We start from the raw sequence: 12,523 nt of genomic DNA, 5'->3' as shown, positions 1-12,523 counted from the left end.
ATAATCATGGGAATTATAGAAGATAATAAAAAATTTAAGACGACTAAAGAACAGACAAATCCGACGAATCCTACGGGAATTAAGAATAACAATGTCAATAAATATGACATTAATGATAAGACCATAAAAGATCAGCAATCAAAAAAATAATTGTCTGAGTAAAAAAAGCCGAAGAGACCTATTCTACATAAATTGAATAGGTTTCTTTTTAGTTACCAAAGTAGTATAAATACCACAACCAAGATGAATATACACTTAAAAGCAATCGTCATGATCTTTGCTCTAATGAGTTTCTCCTGCAAAGAAAATTCTACCGAAAAGCCGTTGCCATCAAGTTCAGAGACTGAATCTAAAACTTTAAAGGCTAATGAGCAGTGTTATTTGTACGCGAATAATAGGGACACCATTAAATTAATCTTGAAGGAAAACAAAACCTTGGTCACGGGGACATTACTCTTTAATTTTTATGAAAAAGACGGGAGTCATGGGGTATTTGAAGGCATTATGAAAGGTGACACTATATATGCCGATTATAATTTTGAAGCTGAAGGCACCAAGTCTAAGCGAGAACTCATTCTTCTCAAGAAAGATAATGTGGTACTTCAAGGTTATGGCGAATTAGAGGTAGACGCACAAAACACCACTGTATTTAAAGAAAATGCTACAATTACTTTTGACGATAAATTTCCATTAACTGCAGTAGCATGCGATACTCTAGATTATTAATATGCCTTTAAATATTGTTTTAATTGAACCTGAAATCCCTAATAATACAGGCAACATTGGCAGATTAGCCTTGGCCTCAGGTTCGCATTTACATTTGGTTAAACCTTTCGGATTTGAAATAACCGATGCTCGCCTCAAACGTGCAGGGTTAGACTATTGGCCGCACGTTCACATCACTTATTATGACAGTGCTGCTGACTTTTTTGAGCAACATCAAGATAAAAAAATGGCCTTTTTATCTAGCCACGGCCAAAAAAACTTTTGGGACATTCCATTTCAGGATAATTTATTTCTCGTTTTTGGTAAAGAATCCGTAGGACTTTCAAAAGATATTCTTGCAAAACATCCGGAGCAACTGTACAAAATCCCTTTATTCAGTGATCACATCCGAAGTCTAAATTTAGCGAATGCCGTAGCCATAGTCACTTATGAAGGCATTAGGGCATTGAAATAATATTTTTAAAAGTAGTCTTCCTGAGAACTATATTTGCAACTTATAACAAACACATTTATCATTACATCACTTTATGAATGACATTGAAAATATCGAATTAAAATACTTGAATCTTGACGATTATCAAGAACTGAAACAAGCCATGATCGAATCCTACACGACCATGCCAGATGCGTTTTGGAGAGAAAATCAAATAAAAAAATTAATTGAAAAATTCCCCGAAGGTCAGGTCGTGATTAAAATAAACGATCAGATTGCCGGATGTGCATTGAGCATTATTGTCGATTATAATCAATTTGAAGACAATCATACCTATAAGGATATCACAGGAAATTACACCTTCAGTACACATACCAATGAAGGCGATGTTATTTATGGCGTCGATGTATTTATAAAACCAGAATTTAGAGGATTAAGACTTGGGCGTCGTTTATATGATTACCGTAAGGAATTGTGTGAACGCCTGAACCTTCGTGGTCTAGCTTTTGGCGGCCGCATCCCAAATTATCACAAATTTTCAGACACACTTTCCCCTAAAGAATATATCGATAAAGTAAAGCGGAAGGAAATTCATGATCCCGTTCTGAATTTTCAAATTTCCAATGATTTTCACCCTACCCGAATTTTAAAAAATTATTTAGAAGGCGACGCATCTTCTCAGGATTATGCGGTATTATTGGAATGGAGCAATATTTACTACGAGAAAAAGTCTAAAAAAGCCACTACCATTAAAAAAATAGTACGTTTAGGACTTGTACAATGGCAAATGCGTTTGTATAAAGATATGGATGAAATGATGCAGCAAGCAGAGTTTTTTATCGACTCCGTTTCTGGGTACCGCAGTGACTTTGCCTTGTTCCCTGAGTTTTTTAATGCGCCGTTAATGGCGGGAAATAACCATTTGTCTACGCCAGAAGCCATCCGAGAATTAGCCAAACACACGCCAGAAATGGTACAACGTTTTTCCAAACTTGCCATTTCCTATAATATCAATATCATCACTGGAAGTATGCCAGAAGTGGTGAATGGTCAGCTATTTAATGTTGGATATCTATGCCGACGGGATGGTAGTACAGAACGTTTTGAAAAATTGCATATCACACCGGACGAAGCAAGAGTTTGGGGAATGGTTGGCGGTACCAAACTTAAAGCGTTTGACACCGACTGTGGTAAAATTGGGATTCTTATTTGTTATGATGTGGAGTTCCCTGAACTAAGCCGTATCTTAGCAGATGAAGGTATGGATATCCTATTCGTACCGTTCTTAACTGATACTCAAAACGGATTCTCACGGGTGCGCCATTGTGCCCAAGCACGAGCTATTGAAAACGAATGTTACGTTGCGATTGCTGGAAGTGTGGGGAATTTACCAAATGTTCAAAATATGGACATACAGTACGCCCAATCTATGGTATTTACGCCTTGCGATTTTGCATTCCCAACCAACGGTGTTAAAGCGGAAGCCACTCAAAATGCGGAAATGATCCTCATTGCCGACGTGGATATTGACCTTTTAAGAGAACTCAACCAATTTGGTAGTGTGAGAAACTTAAAAGACAGAAGAACAGATTTATTTGAACTTAAAAAGAAATAATTATGACCTATCATATGATTATCAATAGTGTTAAAACTGTTGAAGAATTCGAAGACGCATGGACCAATGCGGATTATATTAAACTTTTGGAATTGTTCGGATTTCCGGATGCCAAAGACTCTAAACCTACAGAGCTGAAAGACCTGCTTTTTATGGCCATTTCAGATTTTGATGGCCCAGAAGCGGCTGCCATTTTATTGGATTACAAACTTTCTGAACACCTTAACGAAGGCCAAATTGGACAAATGTCCCATGACATGCTTTTGGATAAAATTTCAGAAGAATACAGTGACATTAGCTTACACCATGAGCTTTTTAACATCAATCAATTATTGCACAAAGCCTACAATGGGACCTTTCCAAGCGCTAAGGCAACAGTAATTGAATTTGAAATTACACCAAATAAGGAGGTCAACAAAGAAGTGGTTTTAAAAGTATTGGACCAAACCTTAGCAAACAATAGCGTAATTAAACGTCTTTACGCTGACCAATTGGCCGGTAAAGAGGCTTTCATAGAAGCCGATGATATTGTGTGGGAATTGAAAGCTAAGGGCGACAACTCATACATTCTAAAAACATCAGAGTATTGGATCAGTCGTGACGAATTTAAAGACGCCGAATTTGACGCCACCATCGAGCTATTTGACGAGGAGGAAGATTAGTTTTTTTATTATAGAATTAAGACCGCTGCGCTGTTAGAATTAAGAATCAAGATTGTTTGTGCAATGTATATTTTATGTACTGTTAAAATTCGTGTCAAAAAAGAATCAAGACCGCTGCGCTGCTAGAATCAAGAACCAAGACTGTCTGTGGGAAATGAAGGTTTTATGGACAGTTTAAAATTCGTATAATTCGTGAAATTCGTGAAATTTGTGTCAAAAAAGAGCCAAGACCGCTGCGCTGTTAGAATCAGGAATCAAGACTGTTTGTAGAATACGTATATTTTATAGACAGTTTAAAATTAGTGTGATTCGTGAAATTCGTATCAAAAAAGAATCAAGACCGCTGCGCTGCTAGAATCAAGAACCAAGATTGTCTGTGGGAAATGTAGGTTTTATGGACAGTTTAAAATTCGTATAATTCGTGAAATTCGTATCAAAAAAAAATTAAGACCGCTGCGCTGTTAGAATCAAGAATCAAGACTTTTTTAATGGAGTACTTATGTTTTAAAGACAGTTTAAAATTAGTGGGATTCGTGAAATTCGTGTCAAAAAAGAATCAAGACCGCCGCGCTGCTAGAAACAAGAATCAAGACTGTCTGTGGGAAATGCAGGTTTTATGGACAGTTTAAAATTCGTATAATTCGTGAAATTCGTGTCAAAAAAGAATTAAGACCGCTGCGCTGTTAGAATCAAGAATCAAGACTGTTTGAGGAATATTTATGTTTTATAGAGAGTTTAAAATTCGTGGGATTCGTAAAATTCGTGTCAAAAAAGAACCAAGACCGCTGCGCTGTTAGAATCAAGAATCAAGACTGTTTGAGGAATATTTATGTTTTATAGAGAGTTTAAAATTCGTGGGATTCGTGAAATTCGTGTCAAAAAAACATCATCCATGTAAATCATATCAAAAAAATTAAAATCAATAAATGAAATACCTTTTCTTTAGTATATTTTTTATCAGCATCTACTTTACTCCTGCAGAAGCGCAGACTGCTCTAAAAGAAAGCTCAAAATCACCTTTAATGATTGGTGAGATTGTGACCATTGATTCTAACATTTTATCGGAATCGAGAACCTTAAATATATACTTACCTGAGAATTATAAAGTTTCTGATACTTTAAAATACCCAGTCATATATGTGTTAGATGGCTCTTTGAATGAAGATTTTCTGCATGTAGTTGGATTGGTTCAATTTTTTAATTTGCAGATGAATATGCCCAATACCATAGTGGTTGGCATTGCCAATATTGATAGGAAACGTGATTTCACTTTTCCAACAATTGATAAGAAATTAAAGAAAGATTTTCCAACCACCGGCGGTTCGAGAAAGTTTATCGACTTCTTACAAAAAGAAGTGCAACCTTACATCCATGCGAATTACAAGACGAATACTCAAAAAATGCTAATCGGCCAATCACTTGGTGGATTGTTGGCAACGGAGATTTTATTCAAAAAGCCAACACTGTTTACAGATTATATTATCGTGAGTCCGAGTTTGTGGTGGGATAATGAAACCTTACTTAAAGATGCTAAAATGTTTCTGGGAGCGCATCCTAAAATGCCTGTCAATGTGTATGTGTCTGTTGGTAATGAAGGAGAGATTATGGAACGTGAGGCAAAAACGTTAGCTGAATTATTAAAGAATTCCGGCAAGCCAAATTTGAAGGTCGAATTATTGTTTTTACCCAAAGAGAACCACGCCACCATTTTACATCAAAGTGTAAATGATACGTTCAAACTTATGTTTCCGTATACCGAAAAGTAAAGCTTCACACACTGCCTTGTCAGTTCGAGTTTTTTTTAAGCTGACGCGGAAGCGGCAGATTAAAAAATGTTTCGAGAACCGAGTACTTAGATATCTAGTTTCAGCGTAAACTCAAAGATATTTTAAAGCCGCACCTCTCTAATTCCAATAAAGAAACAATATATTAAAAAATGTATCGAGAACCGAGCAATAATTTTACAAGGGTAATGAAAACTCTAAAAATTATAAAGGACCGCCGCTCAATAATTCTATCTAAAAAGCAACAACTTTGAAAAATGTATCGAGAAACGCATATTTATTTTTGTTGAAAGCGGTAAATAAAAACAGATGAAAAAGTTCTTCTAGAATGAAGTACTATTCTTTAAAAACTCGTAAATAGAGAACATAATAATGTTTTGCGATCCAGCTTTAAATCAGATTTTTATTCTTCAACATCTTCAAATACATATACTCCACTTTTGTACGCGCCCAAGGCGTACGTCTTAAAAATTTAAGGCTAGATTTCACAGACGGATTGTCGTTAAAGCACTTAATATTTATAATTGTGCCCATATATTCCCAACCATAATGCGCTTCAAGATCTGTGAGAATTTGTTCGAGCTTTATGCCGTGTAAGGGATTATTGGGTTGTTCCATTTTTAATAGGTTTATAGTTGGGCTTTAATCTCAGAAGTCTGCTGGTTCGTTAGATCAAGAATTATTATTTAAAGTAGTTCAATTTTAGTTTCAACTTCAACTTCATCCGTCACACTGAGCGCAGTCGAAGTGCTTTCATAGATCAATAGAACGCGGATCACACTGATAAAGCTGATAGCACTGACTTTAATAAATTGAACTGATCTGAACTAGTTGCTAAAATAATAAAATCTACTTGGAAATGAAATACGGCAATGAAGTATCAATGCTAATGTTAAGCATCATCTCAAAACCTTAGTCTTCAGCCTCCACCAACGCTTTAATCTTAACCGCTTTCTCAAAATGATCCAACTGATGCGTCTCGATCCACCAGATGGCAGCTTCCATTAACAATTTAGGCGCATCATTCTTATTTGCAAAAAATGCATAAAATGATAATCCCACATCGGGTCCTTTAGAAGCAATCTTTGCCTCACAAACTGAAATCATTTTCTCTTTTAAATTCGTACTCAGCATAGGGAGGTATGAGGTGTGAGGTCTAGGGTTTACGGTAATTCGACAAAATTTTTCGTATTCGATTTCAAATTCAAATTCAAATTCAAATTCAATTTCAACTTCACCTGTCACACTGAGCGCAGACGAAGTGCGAACTCTTTATAAAAAGAACGCAGATAACGCTGAATAAACAGATTTTAAGGTGATTAAAAAGCACTAATCCGGTATTCTAATCAACCAAAATTTTAATGTGAAATCTACCTCAACTTCAATTTCAATTTCAACTTCAATTTCACCTGTCACTCTGAGCGCAGTCGAAGTGCGAACTCTTTATAAAAAGAACGCTGATAACGCTGAATAAATAGATTTTAAGGTGATTAAAAAGCACTAATCCGGTATTCTAATCAACCAAAATTATAATGTAACTTCTAACTCTACTTCAATTTCAAATTCAACTTCATTTTCAATTTCACCTGTCACACTGAGCGCAGTCGAAGCGCGAACTCTTTATAAAAAGAACGCTGATAACGCTGAAAAAAAGGTTTAAAGGTGATTAAAAAGCGCTAATCCGGCATTCAAATCAACCAAAATTTTAATGTGAAACTACCGCAAATTCAAATTCAACTTCAACTTCAATTTCAATTTCAATTTCAACTCTCTAATTCCGTCTCCTATTTCTGTTCCTATTAGCGCTACTCCCTGAAGATTGGTTATTTCCTGAAGATTTTCGAGCTTGAGGTCGGCTATTTCTGCCTTGACCTTGTCCTTGCTTGATAGGTTCTGTAGACGCGTTAGGATCTGGTTCAAAACCTTCTACAATTTCCATAGGAATACGTTCACCAATTAATTTTTCGATATCACGAAGAAATGAAGTCTCATCAGCACTTACTAAGGAGATCGCCAATCCGCTAGCTCCTGCCCTTCCCGTTCTACCAATTCTATGCACATAATCTTCTGCAATATTAGGAAGTTCAAAATTAATCACGTGTGGCAATAACGGGATGTCCAATCCACGGGCTGCAATATCAGTGGCAACCAAAACCCTGACTGTTCCTTTTTTGAAACCGTCCAACGCTTTCGTTCTAGCGCCTTGGCTTTTATTTCCGTGAATGGCCATAGCGGTAATATCACTACTGATCAATTTCTTGGTCAGTTTATTGGCGCCATGTTTGGTACGTGTAAATACCAGAACCTGTTCCCAATTGCCGTCAGAAATCAATTTGACCAATAAATCAGGTTTTAAACCTTTGGCCACGCGGTAGACTTGTTGGTCTATTGCATCAACCGTCGTGTTTTCAGGAGTGGCCTCCACTAATACTGGGTGATTTAAAATTTCATTTGCCAAGGCTTTGATCTCTTTAGAGAAAGTTGCCGAAAACAATAAGTTTTGACGTTTGGACGGCATGACTGCCATAATTTTCTTAATGTCGCGTAAAAAGCCCATATCCAACATACGATCTGCCTCATCCAAGACGAGAATTTCGACATTGGCAAGAGATATCAAACGTTGGTTATGTAAATCTAACAAACGGCCTGGTGTTGCTACAAGCACATCCACCCCATTGCGAAGTGTTGCCACTTGGGGATTCTGGTTCACTCCGCCAAAAATAACGGTGCTTCTAATATCTAAATAAGTACTGTATTGTTTGACGTTTTGGTACACCTGAGCTGCTAATTCGCGCGTAGGCGTTAATACCAATGCTCTAACAGGGCGCTGGCGCAAAGGTTGCCCTTGCGATAATAATTGCAGTAATGGCAATGTAAATCCTGCAGTCTTTCCGGTACCGGTTTGTGCCGATGCTAAGACATCTTTACCTTCTAATATTAACGGAATTGCTTTTTGTTGAATTGGTGATGGCGTTGTATAGCCTTGTTTGCTGACAGCTTTAAGTAAAGCATCAGATAATCCTAATGAGTTAAATGACATAAAATGTGTTTACGAAGCAAACACTATTAATTTAGGTCACTCCTTTAATTTTGGCAAAGGTACGTCTATTTTATTAAGCATCGCTTTACAGAATGCAAGTTTGTGCTAACCAGCTGACCCAGTAAAAGGTAACCATCTTTATTAATGAAAAAATCTATCTACATCTGAACCCTTAAACTTTTATATTCAGAATGTCTCCACAGATTGTTTCATGAAGTAGTGTTATCAAAAGTGATTTTTCATAAAATTAAAATGTTTTTATCTGCATATCCTTCTAAAAGATGGTGCTCTGGCTGTAGATCTGTAACCATCACATCAATTGCCGACAATGGACATACTGAATAATTATGTCTCACACAGAGTTTGTTGCTGGTTATGAGGGAAACCACTTTGTCTGAAGCATCAACCATCGCTCTTTTTATTAAAGCAATTTCGTAACCTTCATCAGTGATTCCTTCATTTAAAGTGATGCCACTTGCCCCCACAAAACATAGGTCGGCGTGTATTTTGGATAAGGTTTGAAACACTTCAATCCCGGTTGTAACTACGGATTTCTTTTGAATCTTTCCGCCAATAAATATAGTTTCTATATGCGGATGATCTGTCAGTTGAAGTGCAATTTCTAAACTATAGGTGTAAATAGTGGCTTTCAAAGTTTTAGGTAAGTTATTGACGAAAACAAGATTGGTCGTACCACCACTTACTATGGCAACCATACCATCTTCCAAAAGATGTATTGCTTTAGTGGCGATACTATTTTTGTGCTCCCTATTAAAGACTGCATTCTCATTATAATGAAACAATTTTTGAATAGATGATACTGCTCCACCGTGAACTTTTGTGAGCATTCCCTTTTCATCCAAATCATTTAAATCCCTACGGATGGTATCGGACGAAACATTCAAATCTAACGCTAGCTGATCTGTGTCAACTTTTCTATGTAACATGACCAGATCAATAATTAAACGCTGTCGGTGATTTTTTTTCATAATATTAAAAAATATATTAATTGTAAAAGGATAAAGATCCGAATTCAGATCTAAAAAAGTTGCCCGTCGCCAAAAGCATAATTATCCGTACCCTTTATTGATTTCCTAAATATACTGCATTTTATTTGCATATTTAACAGGGTAATATTGCTTATTTTATGCATTATTTCAAATTTTAAATTATATTTGATTCTAATTTATCCAAAACCAAATATTATGAAAGGCAAACTAATAGTGCATTTCCTATTTATTTTTTGCTTTGCGCATTTTACCTATGCACAAAGTTCAAAAATTACCGGAACTGTGACATCAAGTGATGACAACTTACCTTTACTAGGCGCCACAGTACTTGTTAAAGGAACTTCAGTGGGCACAACAACAGATTTTGATGGAAATTATGTTGTTGAAGCACCACTAAATTCAACCCTAGTATTTTCTTACGTTGGGTATCAAACCAAAGAGGTTAAGGTGACTTCTATTGCTCCGCTTAACGTCTCTCTACAAGCTGGAGATGAGTTAGACGAAGTTATAATTACCGCCTTAGGTATTAAGAGGGAAAAGAAAGCCTTGGGATATGCCGTACAAGCGGTAGAATCTGATGCGTTAATGGAAGGCAATCAAAATAATATGGTGAATGGTTTACAAGGTAAAGTTTCGGGCGTTACTGTTGTAAACTCAGGTGGAGCTCCAGGTTCATCTGCGGTGATACTAATTCGCGGGGGATCTTCTATCACAGGAAGTAACCAACCTTTATTTGTGGTTGACGGGATTCCGATCGATAATTCTACTAGTTCTAGTTTAGAAGTGGCTAGTACCAACAGAGCGTCAGACATTAACCCTGCCGATATTGAAAGTGTATCTGTATTAAAAGGACCTGCCGCTGCCGCATTATACGGAATTCAGGCCGCTGGTGGTGCAGTAATTATTACCACTAAGAGAGGAAAGGCTGGTGTGAGCACAGTAAGTTATTCTGGTTCTGTGTCATCTGACCAAGTCATTGGAACTCCAGATGTGCAAACAACCTTTGGAAAAGGAGCTCAAATCAGAACTCAGGACGGCATTACTTATGATCCAGAATCGCCTTTCTCTTTTGGCCAAACTTTAAATTCAGGTACGCCAATTTTTAATAACATTGAAGATTTCTATCAGGCTGCAACCACACAGAATCATAACGTGAGTTATTCTTCTGGTTCAGAAAAGAGCAATATCTACATGTCTATAGGAGATCTTTCTCAAAATGGGGTGATTGAAGGAACTAGTTATGATAAAACGTCTTTTAAGATCAACGCTAATTCTAATGTGTCGGATAACTTTACTGTCGGGATTTCAGCAAACTATATTACAACGGATATTTTAAGCAGTAAGCAAGGAAATGCCGCAGGTAGTAGTTTTGGAAGTTTATTAGCCTACCCTGGTGATGTGAATGCCAAAGAGTATCTCAATGCCGATGGGTCTCAAAAAACTTTCTTTTTAGACCAACAATTTGACAATCCTTACTGGAGCACAAACAACAGTCCAAATTCTGACGAGACAAAACGACTTATTGGAATCATCAGCTTCAATTACAATTTCTTAAATGATTTTAACTTATCCTATAAAATAGGTACTGATAACTATACCCAATTCAACAAAAAAATTACGGGTAACGGATCATTAATCGACACAAGAGAAGATGGTTATATCAGTCAATTTGAAAAAGACCACAGCAGGTTAACCTCAAATATCTTTTTGAGTTATCAAAAAGACATTACTGAAGACCTATCGTTTGATGGAATGATTGGTAATTCAGTCGAAGAATTAGATATCAGAACCACCTTCACCTCTGGAACTTCATTCCTAGCTCCGGGCATTTATAGTGTTGGAAATATTTTAAAAGAAAATCAATTAATTTCCGAGTTGATAACCAGAAAGCGCATCGTAGGTGTATTTGGGGAATTTAAGTTTGGCTGGAAAAACGCCTTATTCCTTAACTTAACCGGACGTAATGACTGGTCTTCTACCCTGCCTAAAGATAAACGCTCTTTTTTTTACCCTTCAGTAGGTATGTCAGCTGTAGTTAGTGATTTATTCAAAGTTTACGGCAATGATATTACATCTGATAAAGGCTTGTCTTATTTCAAATTGAGAGCTACTTGGGCTCAAGTTGGTAAAGATGCGCCTATTGGTGCTTTAGAAAGTTCATTGGGCACCAACATTAATGGTTTAGCAAGTTCAGCGTATACCTGGAATGGAGTGAATGTAGGAAATCCTAATTTAGAACCTGAATTCACTAACAGTTTTGAGATAGGAACTGATATCCGCTTTTTCCAAAACCGTCTTGGTTTCGATTTTACGTACTATACAAGCACCTCTGACAATCAAATTTTGAGAGACATCAGGGTACCGCCTACAACAGGAACGTTTTATGCTACTCTAAACGGAGGTTCAATTAAAAATAGTGGTGTAGAAGCCATGTTAAGATTACAAATGTTGCCACAAACTTCAAAAGTAAGTTGGAATTTGGACTTTAATTTTGGAGCCAACAAGAGTGAAGTTAAAGAATTGCCAGGATTCTTAAATGAAGTTTACTTATCTGACTCGTGGACCTTTAGAAATTCTGCGGCCGGCGCTGCTATTCTTGATGGTTCCTTATTTGGATTACGCGGAAAACGACCAGTTAAAAATGAAAATGGCGACGTGATCATCAATTCTAACGGATTACCAACCCTTACTGACCAAACTTACACGGATGTGAATAGAACACCGGATTGGACCCTAGGCATTTCTAACTCTGTAGGCTATAAAAACCTGAACTTATCTTTCTTATTGGATATTGTTCAAGGAGGAGAAGTTTACAACGCTACCGAATCAGCACTAGCCTACTACGGACTTAGCACCAATACTGTTGCGGATAGAAATCAGTCAGTGGTATTACCTGGTGTAGACGCCACTGGAAATCCAAACACAGTAGCGGTGAGCAAGGACCAAAACTATTATCAAAATTACTATTCTCAAAACTCTGAAAATTTTATAGAAGATGGTTCTTTCGCAAGATTAAGATATGTGACGCTCTCGTATAAATTCCCTGAAGCCACTTTAGAGAAATTATCGTTATCGGGTCTGGAAATTTATGCAACAGGACGTAATTTATTTACAATTACTGACTACAGTGGTGTAGATCCTGAAGTAAACACATTTGGTGCTGGCATCTCTGGTGCAGGTTCTATGAACATTGACAACCTAGGAACTCCTAACGTTAAAGGATTTGATTTAGGATTAAGATTTAGATTTTAAA

General features: G+C 36.8%; 11 protein-coding genes. 7 read left to right on the top strand and 4 right to left on the bottom strand.

Annotation, left to right across the window (positions count from 1 at the left end; all coding sequences use genetic code 11):
• The first annotated feature begins 6 nt into the window (after positions 1 to 6).
• The 6 genes from ES711_RS16205 (at position 7) to ES711_RS00570 (ending at position 5,202) form a co-directional block, all read left to right on the top strand.
• Positions 7 to 150 (top strand): hypothetical protein, encoded by a 144-nt coding sequence (locus ES711_RS16205; protein ID WP_170245213.1) that lies wholly within the window; start codon positions 7 to 9, stop codon positions 148 to 150.
• Between the two features lie 93 nt (positions 151 to 243).
• A complete protein-coding gene (locus ES711_RS00590) occupies positions 244 to 726 on the top strand; it encodes a hypothetical protein (protein WP_146888456.1) in 483 nt (160 codons plus the stop codon).
• Position 727: 1 nt separating this feature from the next.
• Positions 728 to 1,180: a tRNA (cytidine(34)-2'-O)-methyltransferase gene (locus ES711_RS00585; protein WP_146888453.1), complete on the top strand. Its 453-nt coding sequence runs from the start codon at positions 728 to 730 to the stop codon at positions 1,178 to 1,180.
• A 73-nt stretch (positions 1,181 to 1,253) separates the two neighbouring features.
• A complete protein-coding gene (locus ES711_RS00580) occupies positions 1,254 to 2,774 on the top strand; it encodes a carbon-nitrogen hydrolase family protein (RefSeq protein ID WP_146888450.1) in 1,521 nt (506 codons plus the stop codon).
• A 2-nt stretch (positions 2,775 to 2,776) separates the two neighbouring features.
• On the top strand, positions 2,777 to 3,436 hold the full coding sequence (locus ES711_RS00575) for a hypothetical protein (protein WP_146888447.1): 660 nt from the start codon (positions 2,777 to 2,779) through the stop codon (positions 3,434 to 3,436).
• A gap of 926 nt (positions 3,437 to 4,362) precedes the next feature.
• A complete protein-coding gene (locus ES711_RS00570) occupies positions 4,363 to 5,202 on the top strand; it encodes an alpha/beta hydrolase (protein WP_146888444.1) in 840 nt (279 codons plus the stop codon).
• A gap of 408 nt (positions 5,203 to 5,610) precedes the next feature.
• Here ES711_RS00570 and ES711_RS00565 read toward each other — a convergent pair whose 3' ends face one another.
• The 4 genes from ES711_RS00565 to ES711_RS00550 form a co-directional block, all read right to left on the bottom strand.
• The gene (locus ES711_RS00565) at positions 5,611 to 5,838 is read right to left on the bottom strand and encodes a VF530 family protein (RefSeq protein WP_146888441.1); all 228 of its coding nucleotides are present in this window, start codon (positions 5,836 to 5,838) and stop codon (positions 5,611 to 5,613) included.
• A 294-nt stretch (positions 5,839 to 6,132) separates the two neighbouring features.
• Positions 6,133 to 6,327 (bottom strand): DUF6500 family protein, encoded by a 195-nt coding sequence (locus ES711_RS00560; RefSeq protein WP_317129839.1) that lies wholly within the window; start codon positions 6,325 to 6,327, stop codon positions 6,133 to 6,135.
• 664 nt (positions 6,328 to 6,991) lie between these two features.
• Positions 6,992 to 8,260 (bottom strand): DEAD/DEAH box helicase, encoded by a 1,269-nt coding sequence (locus ES711_RS00555; RefSeq protein WP_146888438.1) that lies wholly within the window; start codon positions 8,258 to 8,260, stop codon positions 6,992 to 6,994.
• 239 nt (positions 8,261 to 8,499) lie between these two features.
• Positions 8,500 to 9,249: a DeoR/GlpR family DNA-binding transcription regulator gene (locus ES711_RS00550; protein ID WP_146888435.1), complete on the bottom strand. Its 750-nt coding sequence runs from the start codon at positions 9,247 to 9,249 to the stop codon at positions 8,500 to 8,502.
• Positions 9,250 to 9,465: 216 nt separating this feature from the next.
• Here ES711_RS00550 and ES711_RS00545 point away from each other — a divergent pair, with 216 nt between their 5' ends.
• A complete protein-coding gene (locus ES711_RS00545) occupies positions 9,466 to 12,522 on the top strand; it encodes a SusC/RagA family TonB-linked outer membrane protein (protein ID WP_146888432.1) in 3,057 nt (1,018 codons plus the stop codon).
• The last annotated feature ends 1 nt before the right edge of the window (position 12,523 follow it).

The sequence above is a fragment of the Gelidibacter salicanalis genome (assembly GCF_007997285.1).
Taxonomy (GTDB): domain Bacteria; phylum Bacteroidota; class Bacteroidia; order Flavobacteriales; family Flavobacteriaceae; genus Gelidibacter; species Gelidibacter salicanalis.
This window is presented reverse-complemented; position numbering and strand designations above follow the sequence as displayed.